This is a genomic window from Acinetobacter sp. NRRL B-65365, from assembly GCF_001605865.1.
Lineage (GTDB): Bacteria > Pseudomonadota > Gammaproteobacteria > Pseudomonadales > Moraxellaceae > Acinetobacter > Acinetobacter vivianii.
This window is the reverse complement of the sequence record NZ_LRPD01000067.1, coordinates 107733-133429: the sequence shown is the minus strand read 5'-3', so window position 1 is coordinate 133429 and position 25697 is coordinate 107733. Positions and strand designations below refer to the sequence as shown.

General features: G+C 42.8%; 19 protein-coding genes. 10 read left to right on the top strand and 9 right to left on the bottom strand.

Annotation, left to right across the window (positions count from 1 at the left end):
• Nucleotides 1-36: 36 nt before the first annotated feature.
• Entirely contained in the window at nt 37-1068 is a 1032-nt protein-coding gene (locus tag AWW72_RS17300; RefSeq protein WP_062848129.1) for an OmpA family protein, read from the bottom strand.
• A gap of 215 nt (nt 1069-1283) precedes the next feature.
• Between AWW72_RS17300 and AWW72_RS17295 the strand changes: the two genes are divergently transcribed.
• Together AWW72_RS17295 and recD are read left to right on the top strand one after the other, a co-directional pair.
• Entirely contained in the window at nt 1284-4997 is a 3714-nt protein-coding gene (locus tag AWW72_RS17295) for a UvrD-helicase domain-containing protein (RefSeq protein WP_062848128.1), read from the top strand.
• Nucleotides 4998-5096: 99 nt separating this feature from the next.
• Entirely contained in the window at nt 5097-6848 is a 1752-nt protein-coding gene (gene recD / locus AWW72_RS17290) for an exodeoxyribonuclease V subunit alpha (RefSeq protein ID WP_212815508.1), read from the top strand.
• A 700-nt stretch (nt 6849-7548) separates the two neighbouring features.
• On the opposite strand, the gene AWW72_RS17285 is transcribed toward recD, so the two are convergent.
• Nucleotides 7549-8847: a serine hydrolase domain-containing protein gene (locus AWW72_RS17285; RefSeq protein WP_062848126.1), complete on the bottom strand. Its 1299-nt coding sequence runs from the start codon at nt 8845-8847 to the stop codon at nt 7549-7551.
• A 238-nt stretch (nt 8848-9085) separates the two neighbouring features.
• Between AWW72_RS17285 and rpsO the strand changes: the two genes are divergently transcribed.
• The 4 genes from rpsO to AWW72_RS17265 all read left to right on the top strand — a co-directional run bounded on the left by rpsO (nt 9086) and on the right by AWW72_RS17265 (nt 14635).
• Complete coding sequence (gene rpsO, locus AWW72_RS17280) at nt 9086-9355, top strand: 30S ribosomal protein S15 (protein ID WP_004774141.1); 270 nt, start codon at nt 9086-9088, stop codon at nt 9353-9355.
• A 258-nt stretch (nt 9356-9613) separates the two neighbouring features.
• Nucleotides 9614-11701, top strand: coding sequence for a polyribonucleotide nucleotidyltransferase (gene pnp, locus AWW72_RS17275; RefSeq protein WP_171067053.1), 2088 nt, complete (start codon nt 9614-9616; stop codon nt 11699-11701).
• Nucleotides 11702-11961: 260 nt separating this feature from the next.
• Nucleotides 11962-13281 (top strand): dicarboxylate/amino acid:cation symporter, encoded by a 1320-nt coding sequence (locus AWW72_RS17270; RefSeq protein ID WP_005226497.1) that lies wholly within the window; start codon nt 11962-11964, stop codon nt 13279-13281.
• A gap of 130 nt (nt 13282-13411) precedes the next feature.
• A complete protein-coding gene (locus AWW72_RS17265; protein ID WP_004774147.1) occupies nt 13412-14635 on the top strand; it encodes a magnesium transporter CorA family protein in 1224 nt (407 codons plus the stop codon).
• Nucleotides 14636-15007: 372 nt separating this feature from the next.
• Here the strand turns inward: AWW72_RS17265 and AWW72_RS17260 are convergent, their stop codons facing one another.
• The 6 genes from AWW72_RS17260 to AWW72_RS17235 form a co-directional block, all read right to left on the bottom strand.
• Nucleotides 15008-15334: a chaperone modulator CbpM gene (locus AWW72_RS17260; protein ID WP_004774148.1), complete on the bottom strand. Its 327-nt coding sequence runs from the start codon at nt 15332-15334 to the stop codon at nt 15008-15010.
• Between the two features lie 11 nt (nt 15335-15345).
• Nucleotides 15346-16290 carry a DnaJ C-terminal domain-containing protein gene (locus AWW72_RS17255; protein WP_062848125.1) on the bottom strand — a complete coding sequence of 315 codons (945 nt, stop codon included), beginning with the start codon at nt 16288-16290 and terminating at the stop codon, nt 15346-15348.
• A 140-nt stretch (nt 16291-16430) separates the two neighbouring features.
• Complete coding sequence (locus AWW72_RS17250) at nt 16431-17042, bottom strand: LysE family translocator (protein WP_062848124.1); 612 nt, start codon at nt 17040-17042, stop codon at nt 16431-16433.
• 119 nt (nt 17043-17161) lie between these two features.
• Entirely contained in the window at nt 17162-18037 is an 876-nt protein-coding gene (hslO, locus tag AWW72_RS17245; RefSeq protein ID WP_005255398.1) for an Hsp33 family molecular chaperone HslO, read from the bottom strand.
• 117 nt (nt 18038-18154) lie between these two features.
• Complete coding sequence (locus AWW72_RS17240) at nt 18155-19972, bottom strand: cation:proton antiporter domain-containing protein (protein ID WP_062848123.1); 1818 nt, start codon at nt 19970-19972, stop codon at nt 18155-18157.
• A 103-nt stretch (nt 19973-20075) separates the two neighbouring features.
• Nucleotides 20076-22301 carry a primosomal protein N' gene (locus AWW72_RS17235; RefSeq protein ID WP_249409182.1) on the bottom strand — a complete coding sequence of 742 codons (2226 nt, stop codon included), beginning with the start codon at nt 22299-22301 and terminating at the stop codon, nt 20076-20078.
• 213 nt (nt 22302-22514) lie between these two features.
• Between AWW72_RS17235 and gspF the strand changes: the two genes are divergently transcribed.
• The 3 genes from gspF (at nt 22515) to AWW72_RS17220 (ending at nt 24787) form a co-directional block, all read left to right on the top strand.
• Nucleotides 22515-23720 carry a type II secretion system inner membrane protein GspF gene (gene gspF / locus AWW72_RS17230; protein ID WP_047431372.1) on the top strand — a complete coding sequence of 402 codons (1206 nt, stop codon included), beginning with the start codon at nt 22515-22517 and terminating at the stop codon, nt 23718-23720.
• A 23-nt stretch (nt 23721-23743) separates the two neighbouring features.
• On the top strand, nt 23744-24181 hold the full coding sequence (gene gspG / locus AWW72_RS17225) for a type II secretion system major pseudopilin GspG (RefSeq protein WP_032810915.1): 438 nt from the start codon (nt 23744-23746) through the stop codon (nt 24179-24181).
• A 261-nt stretch (nt 24182-24442) separates the two neighbouring features.
• Complete coding sequence (locus AWW72_RS17220; protein WP_062848121.1) at nt 24443-24787, top strand: hypothetical protein; 345 nt, start codon at nt 24443-24445, stop codon at nt 24785-24787.
• Between the two features lie 63 nt (nt 24788-24850).
• Here the strand turns inward: AWW72_RS17220 and AWW72_RS19250 are convergent, their stop codons facing one another.
• Complete coding sequence (locus tag AWW72_RS19250; protein ID WP_081410395.1) at nt 24851-25114, bottom strand: DUF2798 domain-containing protein; 264 nt, start codon at nt 25112-25114, stop codon at nt 24851-24853.
• Nucleotides 25115-25358: 244 nt separating this feature from the next.
• Between AWW72_RS19250 and AWW72_RS17215 the strand changes: the two genes are divergently transcribed.
• Entirely contained in the window at nt 25359-25697 is a 339-nt protein-coding gene (locus AWW72_RS17215; RefSeq protein ID WP_062848120.1) for a tRNA-binding protein, read from the top strand.

Here is a 25697-nt window from a genome sequence, read left to right as displayed (position 1 = left end):
TGTCCTATATCAACAAGCGTTGGAGTATGGGGACTGTTAGTCAGCATTGAGTTTGACCAGCTCGACTCGTCTATTCTTCGCTTTTCCTTGCTCGGTCTGATTATCTGCAATCGGCTTAGTCTGCCCAAAGCCTGTTGCCTGAAGCCGATTAGAGGAAATGTTGGCTCTAACAAGCTCATTCTTGACGGCTTCTGCACGTGCCTGACTCAACATCTGGTTATGCTCAGCGCTGCCTATATCATCTGTATAGCCCTGTATTTCAAGCTTAAGTTGAGGATCTTTATCGAGTACTTCCTTGATCTCTTGAATACTGACCATACCTTCAGGTTTTAAGGTCGCTTTATTGCTGTCGAAATTGATATATAGAATGGCTTTACCTGTGTCTTCCAGTTGTTGCTGAATCTCCTCTGACTGGAGTAATGTGATGGTCTGTTTAAATGGCTTTTCTTGTAAAATGTTGACGCGACCAGAAGCGGTATCACCAGTTAGTTGAAGGTAGATGTCATCGCCATCTGGCCTGCGAATAATATAGACTTTAATGTCCTGATCCGCGTAGCCAATCGAGCCATCTTCACCTAAATAGGGTGCCTGATCGTGATAGCGTTTATATTCCTGATCTGTGATTTTTCCGTCAAATATCTTTTTCCCACCGACCGCAGTGATTGCATCATCGTAACTTTTTAAGAAGTAAGGCAGAGACCAGTCCCCATTTTCTGGTTTCTCTAGAGAAATATGAGATTTCCATACACGGCCTTCGATGGGCGTCATCACTCCGTTAATAGGAAAGTAGACGATGTCATATTTACGTTGAATCGGTGGGTTAGTGGTGATCAACCCTGCTGGAAGATTAAAAAAGGGAAATTCTCCAAACTGATGGGTTGAGATTGGGATGTTTTGAATAGCAAAAGTATTGGATGAGTGATTTGTGTCATTATGACCCGAAATGTCATCTTCTGTTGTATCTGCTGTGGCGCTATGATTCGGGGCTGTCGAGCTATTATTTGACTTGCTACATCCACTAACTAAAGTTGCCCCAATAATGACAGATAGAAAGATAATATTTTTCATAGATTTATTTTCCTTCGAATTTATTTATTGCATATTCCGTATCGCCTATATTCATCGCGATAGATCCTGAAATACGATGAAATATAGATGTATAACATCTATTCGGAGAGATGTGGACTCAGCACAACGGCTGTGAAAGTTCGAATACAATCAGTTATGATTAAAAATGATTGCCATGCCTTCGCGCATCGTTTTAGTTTCAGAGTATGGGGCTTATGTCATCTATAGAAAATACGTCTTTTCAACCGATTCGAGATATTCAATTCGAAGGTCTACATCTGATTGAAGCCTCAGCGGGGACAGGCAAGACTTATACGCTGTCCAGCTTGATGGTGCGTATTTTCTTGGAGAAATATCTGCCCAATCAGGTCATTGCAACCACCTTTACCCGTGCCGCCGCTGCCGAGTTAAAAAGCCGTATCCGTTTACGTCTGGTGGAGATGCAGCAATATCTGGAACCGTTACGTACAGTGCTGGAACAGGATATTCAGGCATTGGCTGTACAAGAGTCGGATCCGCTCAAACAGCAGGTTTTACAGACTTGTGCACCTCGTATTGCCTACGCCTGTGAACGCTTGAAACTGGTGATTGATCAGTTAGATGAATTATTTGTCGGAACACTGGACAGCTTTAGCCAGAAGTTGCTCAGAGAGTTTGCTTTTGAAAGTGGCAAGATCGAAGCGGCACAGATTACCGATGATGCAAAAAGCTATACTCGTCAATTGATTCATGATGTATTGCGTGAATGGATTCAGGCTCAACCACAACAAGTGATTGATGCACTTTATAGCGTCGGCGGTCTCAAGAGTGTCGACCATTTTGTCTCGATGGTCGAGAGTTCTCTCAACTTTAGTTCGGCTCAATTTAAATTACCAGCCATGCCTGAGATTGAACTGGCGCAATTACAGCAATGGCAGCAGCAAGCTGAACAGATTGAATTGGCTGAGCTGGCTGAATATTTTCATCTGGATGGCGCGCATTATTCCCATATTAATGGTACGTCTTTCCGCAACCATGCTTTTAATAAGCTGTTTACAGTGCATTGTCCTGCGCTATTAAACGCTTTAAAGCAACCTACATCGATACAGGTTTTTGATGCTTATTTTGAGGCAGATCGCGATGCCTTATTTAAATTTTTAGACAAGCTCGATAATCAGAAAATTTTTAAGAAATGTCCTGCAGACATTAGTGATGGATTTTATCAGCATCCTGCAATATTGCAGTTACAGACGCTTGGTCAGGCATTACAACAAACACAGCAACAATTTGAACAATTACAGGTTTATCTAAAGGCCTATCTGTGTATTGAGGTCAAAAAAAGGCTGCCACAAGTATTGCAGCAAAAGGGCGAAACCACATTTTCCCAGCAAATTAAAACCTTGTCTGAAGCATTAAAAGGCGAGCAGGGACAACGTTTTGCCGTATTTGTACAGGCACGTTATCCGCTGATTCTGGTGGATGAATTTCAGGACACCAACCAAGATCAGGATGATATGTTGGCCAGTATTTGGCGACATCCACAGCGCTATAAAAAGGGCTGCATGATCATGGTCGGGGATCGTAAGCAGGCCATTTATGGTTTCCGTGGCGGCGATATGCTGACGTTCCTGAATGCCCATCAGGATATTATGTCCAAGCAGGGGCGTGTCTATAAGCTGATTCATAACCATCGTTCAGTGAAAGAACTGGTCGAGGTGGTAGATGTCCTGTTCCAGCGACAGACCGATTTTGGTGAGCAGGTATTGTATGACCCGATTCAGGCGGGATCGCGTCCACATCCTGCCTTGATTGAAAATAACCAGATCAATCCCGCACCATTACGCTGGTTGCAGCTACAGGATGGTAATGAACAAGCGACCCAAGTGGCTTGGAAAATACAGACGCTGTTAAATCAGGCGCATGCAACACAATTGTATTTGGAGGGTGAAGCCCCTAAAGCCATTTGCGAAGATGATATTGCAGTACTCTCCCGTAGCCATCGCCAACTCGATGAAGTGCAATACGTATTGGAACGTTTGGGGATTCGGGTCAACCGTCCTTCCAAACGCAGTGTCTTTGATTCAGCGATTGCACAGGATATTGGGGCATTGTTAACCGCCATTCTCAATCCTTATGATGAGGCCAAATTAAAGCGTGCCTTACTGAGCCGTTTATTTGGCTTTGATTTAACCCGTTTGTTGGCGCTTGAGCAAAGTCCAGAAGGCTTAAGTGCTTATATCCAGCAACTGGATGAAATACGGGAGATGTGGCTCAATCAAGGTTTTCTGGCGGCGTGGCAACGTTGTTTAAACCAGTTTGGCATCTGGCAGCAACTGGTGGCAACGCAGAGTAAGGATAATGAGCGTGCGGTGGTCAATTTACGTCATCTCACCGACATTCTGAGTCAGCACAGCGAACATGTACAAGGCATACAAAATCTGTATCACTGGTATCTCAAACAACTGCATTCGCCTAGTGACCGTGAATGGGAGCTAGAACATAAGCTGTCCAGTGAAGCTGGCGTACAGTTGATGACGATTCATCAGTCCAAAGGGCTGGAATATAAAATCGTGTTTCTGCTTGGTGCCAACAAAGCCTTTGTTGAAATGCAGAAGAGTTTAAATTTTTCGACTGCCGAGATTCAGCATCCAGAAACAGGGCAGATCCGTACGCAACGGGTGGTTGCTGTCGCAGATAAAAACTTTCTACAGCAGGCTGAGTTAGATCAACATCAGCAACGCGCCTTAGCTGAGCAAAACCGTTTATGGTATGTGGCACTGACGCGTGCCAGCCATCGGGTTTATGCGGTATTTGAACCTGAAAAAGGGGATAAAAATAAGTTTTCTGGTCTGGCCTTCTGGAAAAATCAGGGTGAGCCGTTTCAGCATCGTTGTTGTGCAGATGAAGCTTTGGTACTTGAACGACCGTATGCCGCCTATCATCAGCAGGACAAACAAAAGCTCCTGCTTGCTGCCCAGCCTTTGCCTGAGCAACGCTTTTATGCACGTGGCAAGACCAGTTTCAGTTATCTGGCGCAGCATCTCAAGCACAAGGCCAATCGCGTTGACCGACTGGCGAATATCGACCCCGATTTTGAACAGGCCGAAGATGAACTTAATCTTGCCAGTCATCAGAGTTTAGCAACCTCTCAACCGATCGCATGGATTAAGCAATACTTTCCTAAAGGCACGCTGGCGGGCAACTTTCTGCATGAGATTTTTGAGCAGATTGATTTTCAGCGACCAGAAACGTGGATTGAGGAAATTCGCCGTCGTTTTAAAAATACCTATCAAAGTTTATGGGTCGATTTACTCGAACAATATCAACAGCACTTTCCAGAGCAGGAGCAACCAGAACAGCAACTGTATGAATGGATTGCGGCATGGTTGCAGGATGTACTGGTAACGCCACTGAATCAGGGCTTTCAATTAAAGCAACTGCTTGTGGGGCAATATCTATCGGAATGTCCATTCTATCTGGCGTTATCGGATCGGGTGCTGGCAATGCAGCGTGTGCAGCAACTGTTTGAAGAATATGAGATCCAGATGCCTGAACTGCTTGAGGCCAAGTCTGCCCGTTATCTGAATGGTTCAATCGATTTAGTTTACTTCGATGGTCAGCGTTACCATATCGCCGATTATAAAAGTAATTATTTAGGTACGGACCAAGCCGATTATCAGCATGATCAGATTGCAGAAAGTATGTCGCTCTCTAGTTATTGGCTACAAGCGGCTTTATATCTGGTCGCGTTGCACCGTTATCTGAGCGTGAAATTGCAGAACTACAGCATAGAGCAGCATTTGGGTGGGGCATCTTATTTATATTTACGTGGGATGAATGGACAGGCGCAACAAGGCTGTCTGTACTGGAAACCTGAGGACGAATTTATCTTGCGTTTGGATGCAATTCTTGGATATTTCTCTGAGGATAAAGCTGGAAAAATGGTGTAGATAAAATGTATGAAGCTAAACTAAACAAAAACTTATCATGTGGATAAATATGTTTATAACCTTGTGGACAAGCGTGTGGGTAAGTTTGAGGATAACTCTGTGGACAAGCTAGTGGATAATCAGCCTGAGCAAATGACTTGGTTGAATATGTGGAGTAACTACCTCACACAAGCAACATTTTCTCAATCATCGCAATCTGTTGGCGCTGCACAAGTATTACAGCAACTGGTTGAGGCCAGCTTGCAAGGCGATAGTTGTATTGAAGTCAATCCACTACAGCTTGAAGCCCTCGGAGATCTTTCTGTTTCTAGTGAGCTTGCAACCACTCAGGTGGCGCCGTGCGTCTATGATCAGCAGGGCTTGGCATTATACCGATATTGGCAATTAGAGCAACGCCTCGCTCATCAGATTTGTCGATTAAAGCGACAAACGATTCAGAGCATTCAGGCTGAGGATTATCACGATTTACTGAGTGATCAACATCAGCAAGCAGCATTGAAAATGGTGTTGCAACAAGGGCTGAGTATTATTACAGGCGGGCCGGGTACAGGTAAAACCTATACGTTGGCACGTATTATTGCTGCCCTGAATCAGATGATTCCTGATATTCGGATTGCGATGGCAGCCCCGACAGGCAAAGCAGCACAACGTATGCAGGAAGCATTACAGAACTCATTTAATGATCCAAAACTGGTGGCATCGGGACTGATTACCGATGAATTACGCCATCAGAATACACAAACTCTGCATCGTTTATTGGGTATGGGCAATCGGCAGATTCCTCGTTTTAATCAGAAACAACCTTTACCTTATGACGTGATTGTCGTTGATGAAGCCTCAATGCTAGATTTAAATCTGGCAACTGCCTTATTTGAAGCGGTGCCTGATGCTTGCCGCATTATTTTATTGGGAGATGCCAATCAGTTGGCTTCGGTTGATGTTGGGTCAGTCTTGGCAGATTTACAGCAAGTTCCTGCACTGGCGGAGAATCGGGTGCAACTGCAAACCAGTCGTCGTTTCTCTGGAGAGGCCAAGATTGGACAACTGGCAAGATTTATTCAGGATCAGCACAATCAGGCAGAAGCTGTTTCTGTATTGGAAAATCTGGAAAGTCAGATCGTACCAGCAACAGCTTTACAAGCAGTGGCCTTATCTAAAGATATGCCTGACCTGATTCAGCTTGAGTATCTGCCAGAACAGAATGAGACTGATATTACGACGGCACAGCAGAAATTAATGTATGGTTTTCAAGGCTATGTCGAGGCATTAAAAACTTATCTAAAGGCAGATGAACCTGAGCAATATATTTCACAGGTGATTCAGGCCTTCGATGACTATCGTATTTTAACCGCGATTCGCCACGGACAATTGGGGATTGAACAGCTGAATCGTCATGCTGAACAATGGCTGAACCAGCAACTCAAACAAATTGCCGTAGGGGACTGGTATATCGGACGTCCAGTGATGATGACCTATAATGATTACCAGCTCGGTATTTCCAATGGGGATATCGGGATCTGCTTCAAACATAGAACCCAGTCACAGCAATTTGAAGTCTTTTTTCCCAGCCTGAACAAATGGATTGCAGCACATCGTTTACCACGAAATATGCAGACTGCATTTGCCTTGACGATCCATAAATCTCAAGGTTCCGAATTTACTCATACCGCGATTGTACTGGATGCAAATGCGGAGAAATTGCTGAGTCAGGAACTGATCTATACAGCGGTCACCCGGGCGAAAAAAGTGGTAAGTATTTTGGCTGATCCAAATGCGCTACAACAGGCACTCACAACACGGACAGTACGCCGCAGTGGTTTAGTGCAAAAGATCAATTTGGTTATATTGTGAACTTTTTCTACAAAATATGAGCTTTTGTAAGTAAAAGCTTACAAAGATTCGAGATATTGTCGCTAGAGCAAATTAAAGCTTTTTGAGATTATGTACCCACAAAGAGCCTAGCACGGAAAGCTAGGTAAATCGCAAAAATATAATAATAACGTCGTGATGACAGCGAACTTACAGTGAAGTAAGTGATAAGAGAGGAAACTTACAGCCGCTAAGCCTTGTAGTTTTGGGAGAGACTACAGGGCTTTTTTATTTTTACTGTTTCAGCACGTCAAATTTTTCACCATCAATCTATTTCTATAATCCAATCAAAACGTGAATATTCATGTTTTTGTCGCTTTGTATGTGTTGAATCAAGTCAGATAAAAAGAAGAAATGAGAATTCTGTTGTAGAACAATTTTTTGTTATTATTAAGTTAAATGTTATACAGACTTGTACGTTTTATCTTACACAGAGATAAGAAAAATGCTATTTTTCTCCACAATTGATTCTGACAGAATAGTCAGTATAGAAACAGCACACACAAGAACGAGATAATAAAGACAATGATGTGTGTAAGATCATTCAGAGGGTATGAATGTGAAAGGAGAAGAAGAGTTAACAAGAAAAATAAAGCAAAATGATAATAATAAAACCTCAGCGCAAAGGCCCAAGTTGAAACTTGGGCTTTTTTTGTTTTGATGTTTTGTCTTAATTTAAGTGCTAAACCAGATCCGCCTCAGTGCGATCTGTCGCAAACAGTGAACGGCGCTGGTTTTTCGGAATTTTTGGACAATTTGTGGAGATCTGGTACAACGTTTTTGCCAGTGCAGGTAGATGCGTACCTACGACTGATTTACCTGTGGTAAGCAAGGACACACTAATATCACGTTCAGGGTCAGCCCAACACAAAATATTTGAGAAACCGATATGACCAAACGCCTGACCTGTCATTGGACCAAATAAGCCCACAGGATTACTACCCAGCATTGGCCCCAGCGCATAGCGCATTGGTGCTAATAGGGTTCGATCCAGACTAATGCCAGAGGTCGGCAAGGTTGAGCGGAATACGGTTTTTTCACTCATGATTTGCTTGCCTTTATATTCACCACCACTGAGCAGCATTTCAAAAAATCGTCCCGCTTGTTCAGCACTGGTATAAATGTTACCCGCAGGACAAATCGTATCCATAAAGCGATGATCATTGGTGACATCCACCGCCAGTTGCAGACCACCTCCTAACACATGGTTGAGGTAAAAATCTGTGCCTAAGCTTGGATGAATCCCTGTGGCATAGTTCAAGGCTACATCATCGCGATATTCAGCTTTTAAACCATAGTTAAAATAGTCTAAGCCCATCGGTTTTTCGATGTGCTCCGCGAGGAATTCGCGAACACTTTGTCCTGTCACGCGTTGAACGATTTCACCCAGAATATAACCTGCAGTGACGGCATGATAGGCAAGGTGTGTACCTGAAGGGGAAACTGGTTTCGCGGCATAAAGCAGTTTTAAGATTTCTTCCTGATTAAATAGCAGCTCTGGCGTTACTTCGCTATCAATACGTGGAATGCCGCCACGATGCGAAAGCAAATGAAAAATCGTGGCACGGCGTTTGCCATTGACGCCATATTCAGGAATGTAATAGCTAATCGGATCAAGTAAGTTCAGGTCGCCACGCTCATCCAGCATATGCACTAACATGGCTGTCACCATTTTAGATGCAGAAAACAGGCAGATAGGTGTATCTGGGGTCGCAATCTTGGCATCAGGTGCTAAGCCTTCCGTCGAGTTGCCTTGCGCATAACCAATACTGCGGTTTAACAGAATTTGTCCCTGTCGGCGTAAACATAAGGTGATGAGTGGATAATTCCCCGTTTTATAGAGAGCTTCGACACTACTCCAGATTTTTTGAATCTGCTTTTCTGTCATGCCACCCAATTCAGCCGAAACTTCATCTTTGGTGCGAATCACCTGATTGAGGTCATGTGGAACGTAGCAAGTATTGGTTGATAAAATTTTCACGCATCCCTCGCAATTTTTTCATTTTCTTTTTTCCTCTGTCATGAATCTAAACAGGGCAAGGGTAGTGTGCCTATTTTGTGCAATGCTGTCAGCTGCCGAAATGCCGGCAAACATAAAACAATTTTGCAATATAGCGATAGATCACTTAAAATAGCGCCTTGCTGTAGTGATGCACGGCAGTCAGTTGTTTTCAACTGATCAATATCATTTTATTTTTTAAGCATCTCGGAGAAATCGAATGGCTTTAACTAACGCAGATCGCGCAGAGATCATCGCTAAATTTGCTCGTGCTGAAAACGACACTGGTTCACCTGAAGTACAAGTTGCTTTATTGTCTGCTCAAATCAATGATTTGCAAGGTCACTTTAAAGAACACAAACACGACCATCACAGCCGTCGTGGTTTGATTCGTATGGTAAACCAACGTCGTAAATTACTTGACTACTTAAACGGTAAAGATCACGGTCGTTATGTTGCTTTGATCGGCGCATTAGGTTTACGTCGTTAATTCGATTTTACTTTGTTTTCGCTATTTCGCATGTTGCAATGCCTTATCGCTGAAAAGAGAGTTTCACCTAATTTCCGTTAGGTGAGTTTAGAAGGGGCGCTTGTTCGCTCCTTCTTTGTGTTTAACTTTTATTTAAAAATTTTTGATCTAGTGCGATGGCTTCTAAGCTTTGTCATTTATCCACACGCTAGTGGTGGTCTGAATGCCAAACCTTAGGGGTCTCACTAGAATAAAACTAGGAAAATATAATACATGTCAATGTTTAATATCATTCGTAAAGAATTTCAATTTGGTCAACATCAAGTTGTTTTAGAAACGGGTCGTGTTGCACGTCAAGCCAATACAGTTTTAGTTACCATGGGTGGCGTGACTGTTCTGGTTGCAGTTGTTGCCCAGCCTAAAGCAAAAGCGGGTCAAGACTTTTTCCCGTTGACTGTTAACTACCAAGAAAAACAATATGCTGCTGGTCGTATCCCTGGTGGTTACGGTAAGCGTGAAGGTCGTGCTTCTGAAGCTGAAACTTTAATTTCACGTTTGATCGACCGTCCAATCCGTCCGTTGTTCCCAGAAGGTTACTTCAACGAGATTCAAGTCACAGCAACTGTTGTTTCTTCTGACAAAACCATGGATGCCGATATTGCTGCAATGCTCGGTACATCTGCTGCATTGTCAATTGCAGGTACACCATTCCGTGGTCCAATCGGTGGTGCGCGTGTTGGTTTAATTAACGGTGAATACGTTCTTAACCCGAACTTCGAACAACTTGCACAATCTGACCTTGATCTTGTTGTTGCTGGTACTGAATCTGCAGTATTAATGGTTGAATCTGAAGCAAAAGAGCTTTCAGAAGACCAAATGCTTGGTGCTGTTCTTTTCGGTCATGACGAAATGCAAATCGCAATTCAAGCGATTAAAGAATTTGCTGCTGCTGCGGGCGCAGTTGAATCAACTTGGGTTGCTCCAAGCAAAAACGAAGTGCTTCTTGAGCAATTAAAAGCAGCTTTCGAAGCGAAGATTTCTGAAGCATATACCATTGCAATCAAACAAGACCGTTATGCGGCACTTGATGCACTTTATGCAGAAGCGGTTGCTCAGTTCGTTCCTGAAAATGACGAGACTGGTATTGCTGACGAAGTAAATGAATTATTTGAAGACCTTAAATACCGTACTGTACGTGACAACATCTTGTCTGGTAAGCCGCGTATTGATGGTCGTGATACCAAAACTGTTCGTGGTATCGACGTACAAGTTGGCGTATTAGACCGTGCACACGGTTCTGCGTTATTCACGCGTGGTGAAACTCAGGCGTTGGTTACAACAACTTTGGGTAACACGCGTGATGCGTTGATGGTTGATACCCTTTCAGGTACGAAAACTGACAACTTCATGTTGCACTATAACTTCCCTGCATACTCTGTAGGTGAAACTGGTCGTGAATCTGGTCCTAAGCGTCGTGAAATCGGTCATGGCCGTTTAGCACGTCGTGGTGTTCAAGCTGTTCTTCCAGCGGCTGACCGCTTCCCGTACGTAATTCGTATCGTTTCTGATATTACGGAATCTAATGGTTCATCTTCAATGGCTTCTGTATGTGGTGCTTCATTATCACTTATGGATGCAGGTGTTCCACTTAAAGCACCAGTTGCGGGTATCGCAATGGGCCTAGTGAAAGAAGGGGAGCGTTTCGCAGTTCTTTCTGACATCTTGGGTGATGAAGATCACTTAGGTGATATGGACTTTAAAGTCGCAGGTTCTGCAAACGGTATTACTGCACTTCAAATGGATATCAAGATCGAAGGTATCACTGAAGAAATCATGGAGGTTGCATTAAACCAAGCATTTGCTGGTCGTATGCACATCCTCAATGAAATGAATAAAGTGATTTCACGTGCACGTGCAGAAATCAGTGCGAATGCACCGACATTTGAAGTGATTAACATCAATCCAGATAAGATCCGTGATGTGATTGGTAAAGGCGGCGCAACGATTCGTGCCATTACTGAAGAAACTAAAGCTGCAATTGATATTGAAGATAATGGTACAGTTCGCGTATTTGGTGAAACTAAAGCTGCTGCTCGTGCTGCGATTGCAAAAATTCAAGCACTTACTGCTGAGGTTGAACCAGGTAAGATCTATGACGGTAAAGTAATCCGTATTGTAGAATTCGGTGCATTTGTAAACATCATGCCGGGTACTGATGGTCTTCTTCATATTTCGCAAATTTCAAACGAACGTATTGCGAACGTGACTGACGTATTGAAAGAAGGTCAGGAAGTTAAAGTACAAGTTGCTGATGTCGACAACCGTGGTCGTATCAAGTTGACAATGAAAGATATCGAGCAAGCATAAGCTAGCTCAGTCTTTCGACTAAAAAAAGCGCATTGTACAAACAATGCGCTTTTTCTATTAAGTTAATGATTGTTATAAGTATAAAAAGTTGAAACTGTAAACATAAAATTTCTTTATATTAGACATTAGTCTAATGCTTTAAATCTGAGCCCAACAACTAACGTAGAATTCCCCAAATTTCCGTGCCTGCCGTATTTATGTGGTTTTAGATAGACAGTCGGAAGTCTATTTGTTCATCTCAATATGAAGGAATATTGCACATGCTTGTCGATCATGTAGCCGCAGGTCAAGATGACCAACAACCTCCCAAGAAACCAAAGTTCTATCAAATTCTCTATGTACAAGTGATCTTCGCAATTGTTGCGGGGATACTACTCGGTCATTTCTTTCCTGAGTTTGGTGAAAGCTTGAAGCCACTAGGCGAAGCATTCATTAAAATGGTGAAAATGATCATTGCTCCTGTGATTTTCCTGACGGTTGTAACAGGGATCGCAGGGATGAAAAATATTGGAAGTGTTGGACGAGTTACCGGGAAGGCAATGATTTACTTCCTGACCTTTTCAACCTTGGCTTTGATTGTGGGTCTGATTGTCGGAAATGTGATTGAGCCAGGTCATGGCTTAAATATTGATCCAAGTACCTTGCACAGCACCAAAGTCGATGAATATGCAGCTAAGGCGCATGAATCTTCGATTACTGGCTTCTTAATGAATATTATTCCAGATACGTTGGTCAGCCCATTCGTATCGGGACAAATTCTTCAGGTTCTATTCGTTGCCGTATTATTTGGTTTGGCTTTGGCAAAATCAGGTGATTTAGGCCGTCCAGTCACAGACTTTCTTCAACAATTGACCAATCCCGTTTTCACCTTGGTCGGTATGTTGATGAAGTTCGCGCCGATTGGTGCGTTTGGTGCAATGGCCTTTACCATTGGTGCGTATGGGATTAGCTCGATTGGTAATTTGATGTTGCTGATTGCGACCTTCTATATTACGGCTTTACTGTTTGTCATTGTGATTCTGGGTGCAGTCGCACGTTATAACGGCTTCTCGATTATTGATCTGATTCGTTATATTAAAGATGAACTCTGGTTGGTACTCGGTACCAGTTCATCTGAAGCAGCATTACCTTCATTAATGGCGAAAATGGAAAAGGCGGGCTGTGAAAAATCAGTGGTTGGCTTAGTCATTCCGACAGGCTATTCATTTAATCTGGATGGTACCAATATTTACATGACCTTGGCAGCCTTGTTTATCGCGCAGGCATGTAATATCGAATTGACGCTGACTCAACAGATCACCATTTTATTGGTGGCAATGCTGAGCTCTAAAGGTGCAGCAGGAATCACTGGCGCAGGCTTTATTACCTTGGCAGCTACACTTTCAGTCGTGCCCGCAATTCCAGTTGCAGGTATGGCGCTGATTTTAGGTATTGACCGTTTCATGTCTGAATGTCGTGCATTGACCAACCTTGTCGGGAATGCATGTGCGACTATCGTAGTTGCGAAATGGGATAAGGCATTAGATAAAGAACAACTCGATCTGGCGTTAAAGCACGGTATCGTTAAAGAAGATGCATAATCTTTTATCTGTTAAAAAAGCCTCCATGTGAGGCTTTTTTATTGTGCAGGAAATAGTGGGTTGAATAGCGATAGCTTTTTACGACGCTTCATGGCAGCATTTCAGTAGCTATCCAAATTCATATTGTCCTATGCAGCTTTATTATTTTTATCGCCATAACAGTGAAAATACAATTTTTATTAGTACAGAACAACAAGCAGAACACGCGCTGGAATTTTTGTGGGTCGATAGTTTAAGACAGGATCTGGTCAATCATACCGAGACGTGGCAAAGCGATATTTGTCGGCATACGGGATTGGTTTTGAATGAATTCCATATGCGCGATTTACTCAATATTGAGCATCCTTGTGCTTTTGATACGGTTGAAGAATACGATCTCTTGGTGTTCCGTAAGTTAATTAGCCCAGATGACCAGATTCTTGAAAGCGAAAATGTTCTGGAATCCCATGAGAGTGTTTTTGGACTCGCCACCACGCCAATGAGTTTTATCCTGACGCCACAAGTTCTGGTGAGTGTACGCGAGCAGGGAAATCAGGCCGTCGAAAGCTATATACAGCGTCTACAGACCATTATGGGACGTCCGATTGCCGAACAGAATAAACCACGTAAATTACCTGCGACACCCGCAGACCTCTGCTTGCGCTTGCTGAACAGCATGATTGATGGCTATCTGAATCTGCGCACACCGTTAACGCGTCGGGTTGAATATTGGCAGCAGCAGTTGTTACAGGGGAATCGTCGTTTTAAGCAATGGCATCAGTTATTCCATGAAGACATGGCATTTCAGCAAATCGAAAATTTATGTGAGGAGCAGATTGAAACTTTGCAGGAGTTTAGAGATGAACTGGTCGATAATTATCATCATGTCGTGGGTGAGCATAAGCATAAGGCCCAAGACATCTTGCTGGTGCGTTTGAATGACCTGATGAGCCATGTCGAACGGGTACAGAAACATACCTTACGTTTGCGTAATGCAATTCAGTCGGCTATCGATTTGCACTTTTCTGCGATTGCCAATCAAACCAATGAAAACATGCGCATATTAGCCATTATCACAGCCATTTTTGCGCCATTAACCTTATTAACGGGTGTATATGGGATGAACTTCGAGTTTATTCCAGGGTTGAAATCACCTGTCGGATTCTGGATCATGCTGGGCGTGATGCTGATGAGTACTGTGTTGCTGCTATATTATTTCTATCGTCAGCATCTGGTTGGGCGCGGTGAGCGGAGCGTGATTGATTTGTTAGCACAGCAACATAAGCAGCGTAATCTGAATTTGCTATGGTTTCTGGACTACGAACCGATTAAGCAAACGCTAAAAGAAGTGGAGAAAATGACCAAGCTGAAATAACAGATTTCGTTCAAATATTTCATTGTTAAAAAGTAATTTTTAGTGGAGTCATACTGAGTTCTCATCTGTTCTCAGGATTAACTACTTCGTCTTGCACTTCACCAAAGCTTTAATCGCTTTGGTTCGTTCAGGCTCGCCTTACTTTGGTTTCGACCTGAGAAGCGTTTAAAGCTTCGCAAGAGCAAAGGCACCGTCATCCACATGAAGAGCGACTAAAGCTCCGCAAGGTTCACTTTTGATGCCATACTCACAGCATAGCTGTTCGTCTTGCGCTTCAGACAAAGCAGTGCTTTGTTTATCTTCGCTCAGGTTGTGGATGACCCCCTCGAGTATCAGATTTTATCTAGTTGTTCGTTAAATTAAGAATATTGGTTAATGAAAATGTTTGAGCTGTTTGCGAAGCTGTTGCACTTCATCGATTAAATCCAGCATCACGGCTACTGCTGACAGGCTTGCATCAAAGTCACGTTGCAGGCGATAGGCACGCCGAGCACGGCTGACATCTTCACCAATAAACTGATAGCTTTGCGGATCGACAGAGATTTGCAAAATATCATAATCGATCAGTTTGAGTACCCATTCGGTACTTTGACCACATGCTTCTGCAAAGTGTTCAAGATCAAGTGCCAATTGTTCATCAATGATTTCAACTTGGCAGTGACCGTCATATTGAATTTCTTTGTATTGAATCGTTGTCATGATCTTACTCCTTATGAGGCACGAGGTTTGAATGCAGCAAAGGCTTCGGCAAATTGTTGATAAGCCTGTTGCTCTTGCTCACTGTGCGCTGGCGGTAAAACAATATTAATAATCAGGTACAGATGCCCCGCAGTCTTATTCGGAATGCCTTTCTCTTTTAAACGTAACTGTTGTCCATTCTTGGCGTTTTTCGGCAAGTTTACCTTGAGCTGTCCAGCAGGGGTATTGACTTCAATACTTTGCCCGAGACCCGCTTCCCAAGGACTGACATCAATAGTTTGATATACATCAGCACCTTCAACACGAATCCGGTCAGTATCCTTGTACTGAATCTCGATATAAAGATCGCCATTTGCGCCGCCATTGATACCACTCTGGCCTTGACCATTGAGACGGATTTGCTGACCTTCCTTCATTCCTTTTGGAATTTTAACTTCTAAGGTTTTGCGTTGAACCTCAGGCTCACCATAGACGTTATAAGTCGGAATTTGTAGCGTGATTTGCTGGGTTGATCCGTGATAGGCGATATCTAAATCGACCTGAATACTGGCATGTTGATCTTCACCCCGATAGCTACGCTGTTGGCGTTGAGAGCGTTGTTGCCCACCACCAAAGCCTGAACCAAAACGACCAAACAGGTCTTCAAAGCCACTAAAATCTGCCCCTTCTCCTGAACTCTGGCGATAGAACTGCGAACCATCGAAACCGCTTTGGTTGCCTTGACCAAAGTTGGAAAAACCTTGTGGGTGATCCAGCATCTGATCATATTCAGCTTTCTTGGTGCTATCGCTTAGGGTGTCATAGGCGACATTAATCGCCTGCATTTTGGCTTCAGCATCTGCTTCTTTACTAATGTCAGGATGATATTTACGCGCCAGTTTTCGATAGGCTTTTTTGATTTCATCTGCTGAGGCATCTCTGGAAACACCTAGCTCTTCATAATAATTTTTTGCCATGATCTTTAAATATAATAATGTTGTGTTTCTTTCATTATGAAACGAATCCAAGAGATTTCAATGGATTCGATTGTATAAGACTTGTTCTGTTTGAATCAGAAAACAGTGTGTAAATAATTTTATTTGGCTTGGTTGAACGTCTAGATAAAGGTTTCGATTAGACCATAGAGCGCAATCAAGACCAGCAAGACACCGCATAAACCGAGAATTTTTGGATAAATACTGCTTTGCGATAAGCGACGGAAGAACAGATATACCAAAGATAAAGTCAGGAAATCTAGAACGATCCACGTCACGGTCAATAGACTGAGGCTAAAATTGATATTGGATGAAATTGAAATAAATTGCGGGAAAAATGCCGAGAAGAAAATAATATCTTTAGGATTGGAAATTCCGACCAGAAACCCTTTCTTAAAACCACCATTTTGTGCCGATACGGTTTGAATTGCAGTTGGATGCGGTGCCTGAATGACTTCTTTAATAATGCTATAACCAAGATAAGCAATATAAAGGCAACCTAACACCCGAATGGCTTTCAGGTAATTTTCATCAATGGTGAGAAAGCCCTTGAGAATCAGCACTGAAATAAAAATCAGGATTAAAGAAGCAAAGTTGGTTCCAAAGATGGTCTGTAAAGCTTTTTTATAACCGCCTTTGAGTCCGGCACTGGCTACCAGAATCATCACAGGGCCGGGCGTGGCAATGAGGACCACCACACTCACAATAAACAGCAAATATTCGAAGTAATTCATAGCTTAATCATAAGGTCGATATTATTGGAAGATTTAAAAATTGTTTTATCGGGTAGACCTTAATACAAAATAAAAAAAGACGGAAGCCCGTCTCTTTTTATTTTTGAACATTGGGTAAATTAACTTAAATGTTCACCGAATAAAGCCAAAGCTTCTTCTGCTGTAAATTCATAGCGTGTATTACAGAACTGGCAATCCATCTGGATCGGGTTTTGCGCTTCTAAAGTTTCGTGTACCGCATCTACACCAATCTGAATCAATGCATTGGCACAACGCTCTTTAGAGCAGGTGCAACCAAACTTTAACTGTTCAATTTCAGGCAAACGCACTTCTTCTTCGTTATACAAACGATAGAGGATTTCATTGGCTGAAAGATCGGTCAGCTCTTCTGGTTTTAAGGTTTCAGTAAGCATGGTCAGACGAGGCCACAGGTCTTCGTCCACCATTTTTTGCTCTTCTTCATCATTACGAGGAAGTAATTGAATCAGTAAACCACCTGAACGTTTGCTGTTGGTCGCCAATACGATATGCGTCGGGATCTGCGCCGATAAATCGTAATATTGCGTCAAGCACCCTGCCAAGGTCGGTTGATCAAGCGGTACGATCCCTTGATAGCGTTCGCCGTGCTCAGGTTCAATATTAATGAACAGAACTGGATTGGTTAACGCTGCAAGTACCGTGCGGCTATCATGACCTTCTACAAATCTTGGATCTTCTTCATAATCAGCCAGAGCACGAACTTCACCTAAATGGTTACATTCAGCCATTGCCCATTTGAAGGTGCCGCTTGCCTGAATCTGTAAGCTAATACGACCACGGATTTTCAGTGTGCTGGCAAGTAATGCTGTTGCACTTAACATTTCGCCTAACAGGCTTTGTACTGCAGGCATATATTCACGTTGCGCCAAAATGGTTTGCAATGCTTCTTCCAGATGCACCACTTCACCGCGAACAGGGCAGTCCTCAATAAAAAAGCGTTGGCGTAAATCAGACATATTTTTCTCCAGTATCCCGCACAGGGAAAACAAAGCAATGCGCTGCTTTGAAAAGCACTTAAGGCTTTATAAAAAGGTGCATGTATGCAGTCAATAATGGTGTCAGTTTGCTAAAACTCAAGATGTTTCATTGAGTGAATTTGCATCACTTTGTGTGTTTTGATCATTGCGCATGCGATCTGGCTGCAAAGTTTTTGTGTTTTCAAACAAATACTCAAGTTCTGCAATCGCACTTGGATAATGTTCAACAATCTCTTGCTGTTCTTGTACCCAATGTTGCTGGATAAGAAGTAGCTCATCCTGTTGCTTAAAACGTTCCATCTGTGTTTGTGCATCAAGATTTGACAGGCCAGTTTCGACTAAAGCCTGCTGTGCCATATCCAGCGAAGCGGCATAGGTTTCACGCCACATATATTGGATGCCTAAACCATTGAGTAAATGGGCATGATGACGGTCGCGTGCCCGCACAAACAGCGTCAGGTCGGGATGATTCAAACGCAGATAACGTGCCAGATTCATACTGTCTTCAACATCATCAATTGCGAGAATCAGTAGCTTGCAGTATTCGATTCCCGCAGCACGTAAGTTGTCGACCTGAGTCACGTCGGCATCAAAAAAACGATGTCCATATTGTTCAATAAAATCAGCATCAGGTTGGTTGCTGTCAATTACACTGAATTGTTTGCCTTGCGCATGCAAAACTCGGGCAACCACTTGTCCAAAGCGTCCAAAACCGACGATCAGAATCGGATGTTGAGGCACATCTTCAGGCGCAACGGGTACTTTTTTCTGCAAGCGTGGCAAAATTTCTACATCAAAGAGCCAGTACAGCAGAGGCGTCAATAACATCGAACCGAACACAATCAGCAAGGCAGGTTGTAATAAGGCTTTGCTGAGCAGATCTTCACTTTCTGCTAGTTTCAGTAGAATAAAAGTGAGTTCACCACTTTGAGCCAAGGTGATTGCAAACAAGGTGCTGAATCTGGCATGACGTTGCTGATAATAACGGATTGCTGCAATAACACCCGCCTTGATCAGTACCAATCCAAAGATTGAACCTAAGATTAATAATGGCGTCTGAGCGAGAGGTTCAAGCGAAAGACCTAGACCAATCGCCAGAAAAAACAACCCGATTGCAGCATCTTTAAAGGGTTCAAGAATACGCTCAACTTCAGCTTTAAATTCGGTTTCTGCTAATAATAAGCCTGCTAAAAATGCACCAATCAAGACATGAATATTCAAAATATCCATAATCAGAATGACCGAGACAATGATTAAGGCACTCAGCACAGGGATAAGTTGAATACTGTTTTTTTGTGCTAAAAAGCGGAAAGCTGGACGTACCAGATAGCGACTGGCGAGAAACAGACCCGAAATCGTGGCAATAATCGCAGCAAAATAAGCAATTCCATGTCTTGTAGATGCGGTTTCTTCCAGCAAAGGAAAGAGTGCAATCAGAACCACTGTGATAAAAATCTGAAATTGCAGTGTGGCTAAACAGGCTTGCCCCAACTGGTTATGCAGTTGGTGTTTTTTCTGTAGTAGTTGCTGCACTAAAGTAACCGCGGAGAGTGCCAGTGCGAAGCCAAGAATGAGACTGGTCAGCAATTGATTCAACAGTAGGAAACAGGCACCGACTAAAAGTGGAATGATGATTGCGAGTGGTAAGCCGCTATGTTTAAGAATACTTCGACGCTCTACCCAGAGTTGTACTGGTCGAAACGCAAGACCTAGAAAGAGCATGACCGCAATCATACCCAGTTCGAGCAATGATTGGATCAGTTGAGGATCTTCAACCAGCCCTGAGACATTGGAACCGAGTACCAGCCCTGCGATGAGATAACCCAAAACAGTGGTGCCCATATAGCGCTTGGCCAATGGAACAAAAATTAAAGTCGCAGCCAGTAAAAAAATAATGGGTAGCAGTAAGGACATCGAATGCCTCAATTTTTCTATTCTTTCTAGACTAACTCAAATGAGTAAAGGTTAAAAAGACCAATCCTGTGACGTGTCTTTTATAACGTATGTCTAAAGTATCTTAACTAAACTCTTGTGGATCAACGTCAATGGAAAGTCTGAGTTGATGTTGTCGAGGTAAATGTACCACTTGTTGCCACCATTGACGCAAATAAAAGTGCAGTTTTGCCCGATCGGTAGACAAAATCACCATGTGCGCACGATAACGGCCTGCTTTACGCTCCATAGGAGCAGGGATTGGGCCCCAAATATCAACCAGATCGCCAGCCATTGTTCTAAGTTGCTGGGCAATATCCGCTAGAAATTGTTGGCTATAGTCACGATCTTTAGATTCAACCCGAACCAGTACGGCATAACGATAAGGCGGTAGCAGGGCGATTTTGCGATCAGCCAGCATTTGTTTGGCGACGGTACGATAATCATGCTCAATCAGTGTGGTCAACATCGGATGGTCAGGACGTAAGCTTTGTAAATACACACTACCTTTATGCTCGCCACGTCCAGCACGTCCAGCCACTTGTACAATCAATTGAGCTGTTCGTTCAGGCGCGCGCGGATCAACGCTGAGCAGACCTGCATCAATATCCAGAATCGCAACAAGTGTCACATGCGGGAAGTGATGACCTTTAGCCAGCATTTGCGTACCCAGTAAAATACTCGGCTTGTTTTGCTGAATCCGATCATAAATTTTCTGCCAGCTACCGACGCGGCTGGTACTGTCACGATCAACCCGTATCACTTCATTGTGCGGGAAGAGTTCTTGTAAATGTTCCTCAAGCTTCGCCGTTCCTGCGCCAATCGTTTTCAAACTCTGTTTTTTGCATTCAGGACAATGATCTGGCAGACGATTGATGGTACCGCAATGATGACAATGCAAATAATGGTAAGGCTGTGAATGCAGAGTAAAGTGTGCATCACAGTGCGGACAGTTGGCTTGCCAGCCGCAGCTTTCACACATCAGGATGGGTGCATAGCCACGTCGGTTTAAAAAGATCAGGACTTGTTCTTTGCGCTCTAACGTATGCTTAATTTGCTGAATCAAGGTCTGGCTGAGACCATGCTGCTTTTTCGCAATCTTTAAATCCACCACATGCATTTTCGGTAAAACGGCCACGCCTGCACGCTGATTCAGTTCAAGGAGCTGTAATTTTCCTGACTCAACCAGGTGGTAACTGTCGATGCTAGGGGTAGCTGAGCCGAGAATCACAGGACAGTTTTGCAAATGCCCACGATATAAGGCGACATCACGGGTATGGTAACGGAAACCTTCTTGCTGCTTATAAGAGAGGTCATGTTCTTCATCTAAAATGATCAGGCCCAGATTTGGCAATGGGGTATAAATTGCAGAGCGTGTACCAATAATGATCGAGGCTTTGCCCGTTTGCGCATGTTGCCATGCCTGTAAACGTTTCGAGTCATTTAGACCTGAATGGAGCAAGGCAATATCACAATGAAAGCGTGATTTAAACCGTGAAACGGTTTGTGGGGTGAGGCCAATTTCAGGCACCAGCACCAGCACCTGCTTGCCTTGTTTTAATACCTCATGCATCACTTGCAGATAAACTTCTGTTTTTCCGCTTCCAGTCAAACCGTCGAGTAAAAAGGCCTGATAATGATGTTGTGCCTTGAGAATCTGTTGAATGGCTTTTTTCTGGTCTTCATTCGGTGTTAACGGAACTTGTGCCAATTGCACTGGTGTAGGAGTAAAATCATGCGGTTCCAGACAACATTCGACCAGGCCTTTCTTTTCTAGTGCTTTCAGGGTCGAAGTCTCGACGCCACTGAGATTCAAGACATTTTCAGTGGTGCCATGTGGGTGTAGTTTTAACACCTGATAGGCTTCATATTGTTTTTGCGAACGCTTTAATAAAGAGGTTGGATCATCATGTGGTGTGATTTTCCATAGATGGAACAGGATATCTAAGGCACGACCTTGTCTGAGTAACGCTGGTAAGGCGCTTTGCATGACCTCACCAATCGGAAATTGATAATATTGGGCTGACCATGTCAACAAAGTTAAAACTTGTTGGTCTAAAATCGCTTCCTGATCGAGTAACTCCGTGATGGCTTTAAGTTTGAACTGACCTGTAAATACTTCGTCTGGGTCAACTTTTTCAGTGATGAGACCCACCAGATTTTGCCGCCCAAATGAAATGGCAACACGCGCGCCGACTTGTGCCTGAGCATATTGCTCTGCACTGACCGTATAATCAAAGGTGTCATACAGATATACAGGTATGGCAACGCGAATACGGTAAACAATAGCGCTAGAATTTTGGGTCGGCATATAGGCTTCATTCATGTAAAGTGTATGTTGATATTTTCAGCCTTTTAAGTTGTGTGATCGCTTAAAACAACTTAAATAAGGCATGACGGCATCTCATAGAATTATGCTAAAGTGCTGTGCGTTATGTCGATGAATTTCTTGTGGAACCACGTTCCTCAGGCCATACACGGATGCACTTAACAACGACTATTTTGGGACAATTAGAACAGAACCATGCCTGCTTATCAATTTACTGCTATCGATGCATCAGGAAAGCAACATAAAGGTGTGCTGGAAGGGGATTCCGCACGCCAGATTCGCCAACAGTTACGCGATAAAGCGTGGACACCAATTGCGGTCGATGCAGTTGAGCAAAAAGATAAACAACAACAGCGTTCATGGTTTAAAAAAAGCTTTAGCGCTTATGATTTAGCATTGATGACGCGTCAACTCTCAGTGTTGGTCGCGGCAGGAATTCCATTGGAAGAAGCGCTCCGTGCGGTTAGTAAACAAAGTGAAAAAGCGCATGTCCGAAATTTATTGATTGCAGTACGTTCCAAGGTACTGGAAGGGCATTCACTAGCAAAAAGTATGCAGCAGTCAGGACGCTTTCCCGAGCTATATATTGCAACGGTTGCTGCGGGCGAGCGTTCAGGTCATCTTGATCTGATTTTGGATCAGTTATCGGACTACACAGAAAACCGTTTTGCCATGCAGAAGAAAGTTCAGGGTGCGATGATCTACCCGATTGTACTGATGCTGATGTCTTTTGGTATTGTGATGGGCTTGATGACTTATGTCGTGCCAGAAATCGTCAAAACCTTTGAACAAAGTAAAGAAGCTTTGCCGTGGATCACGGTTGCTTTAATGAAAGCCAGCGCCTTTATTCGGCATACCTGGATTGGCATGCTTATTCTTGCCTTTATTGCCATCATTCTATTTACCCGATTCTTAAGAACCAATGCAGGGCATTATGCATTTGACCGATTAACGCTCAGATTGCCACTATTCGGTAAACTTTCGCGTGGTATAAATGCGGCACGTTTTGCCAGTACCTTATCTATTTTGACCCGCTCGGGTGTGCCTTTGGTGGAAGCCTTACGCATTGGTGCCGAAGTCAGTAATAACTGGGTAATTCGCGATGCCATTGAAGTGGCGATGGAGCGTGTAACAGAAGGTGGTAATTTGGCAACACAACTGGAACGCTGCGGTTATTTCCCTCCGATGATGGTACAAATGATTCGAAGTGGTGAAGCCTCTGGTGAACTGGATCGTATGCTGGATCGGGCATCGACTATGCAGGATCGTGAGGTGACCACCTTTATTTCAACTTTACTGGCCTTGCTTGAACCCTTGATGCTGATTTTTATGGCAGCAATTGTATTGGTGATTGTGATTGCGGTAATGTTGCCAATTATTAATATGAACAATATGATCTGATGAGTGACATGAAAGAGATGAATATGAAGAATCAAAAAATATATGTGAAGCAATCTGGCTTCACGTTAATAGAAGTGATGGTTGTGATTGTCATTTTAGGTGTTTTGGCTGCACTGATCGTTCCAAACGTGATGGGTCGTGGTGAAAAGGCTAAAGTGGATACCACTAGTATTACCCTAAAAGGTGTTGCGGGTGCTTTGGATCAATATAAGTTGGACAATGGCCGTTACCCATCGATGCAAGATGGTGGTTTAGATGCATTGGTCAACCAGCCAGCAACAGCGAAAAACTGGTTACCTGGTGGTTACGTGAAAGGTGGCTATCCAAAAGACAGTTGGGAAAATGATTTGCAGTATGTCATTCCAGGTCGTGAAGGCCGTCCATTTGATTTATATTCGTTTGGTGCGGATGGTAAAGAAGGTGGCGAAGGCAATGATGCCGATATTTATTATCAGCCTTAATTGTTAGATAAAAATATCACTTCACTTTTGAATTATTAAATCTAGAGTGAAGTGATAATGTTTCTTAATTCGAAATTAATTAATAAATCATTGAAAAATAAAGATAGAATAAAATATTGAATATGTGAGAGTTATAATAAGAATTATTCCCATATTTAATAGTTACAAGAAAAATAAATTATGCAGAAAAATAGACTTTTTCTTTAGATCAAAGCTTTGCATAATAAATTCAGACCATTGAAACCAACTGTGAGAAATCAGATGAAAGCATTTTTTATGTTAGATGAACTGAATCAGTTTCATTGGGCAATGCTTAAATCTGTATTGCTCATTTTAACTTTATTACCCATTAGTGAAGGTGCTTTAATATTATGGCAAGCCACTGAGGGAAGTAGTCAGATTATGATTGGTTTCTTTGCATTAAGCATGTTAAGTGCTTGGTTTGTCTTGTGCTTTTTAAGTGCATTGAAAACCACGGTCTGGCATCATGTGGACCTGATTTCTAAATATGAGCAGTTTTTATTTAAGGCTTATCGTTATATTCCGATGTTATTTTTATCTAGTCTGGTTGCCTATTTAAGCGTGCAATTATCGATAAGCTTTTAAATGATTAAAATACTGAGCGTTAAAAACGTAGACTTAAAATCTACGTTTTTTTATTGCCTGAATTTAGCCTGCGCGAACAAATAGAAAGGTAATTTTGCGTACGATTGGCAAGACCAAAAGCAAAACAGGGAAGGCAATTAGCCACGAAATTCCCCATGCGGATAGCCAGATCTGAGTAGAAAAATGTTCTAATCCCATGCTACGTAAAGTGCTAATGCACGACACGATAAAAGTCATGATGATAGATAGGAACAAAGGTAAAACTACGGTGGCGTAACGATTTGGAATCTTTTGAAAATGAAAAGAAGACCCTTTGAAATTTTGCATATTTTTCTCCGTAAACCAACAAACGCCAGTGCCTGATCAAATATGAAATATCTTGATCAAATAGCTCCAAACGTTGTTGGAGATATGTTGGCACGTTGATTGACGTAAACGTTTACGGCTTTATAAAGAGCAAAATTAATTTAACATGAAGGATCAGATTAGGGAATAAAAAATGAGCATCTTTATTTAAAAATAGAGATCCTCTATATTCCATATGACTTTAAAAATCGAAGAGAACAAGTAGATGCAACAAATTGAATGGAATGATTTTACCAGAGTGGAGTTGCGTGTCGGTCGGATTATACAGGCTGAAGTATTTAAAGAAGCACGAAAACCCGCTTATATCTTGCAAGTCGATTTTGGTGAAGAATTAGGAATCCGAAAATCCAGTGCGCAAATTACCAAACTTTATCAGCCTGAAAACTTGATTGGAAAACTGGTGGTTGCAGTAGTGAACTTCCCGAAGAAACAGATTGGCCCGATTCAATCAGAATGTCTGGTCACAGGATTTCATAATGCGGAAGGAGAGGTGGCACTTTGCGTCCCAGAGTTTGATGTTCCTCTGGGCACAAAGTTTTTGTGA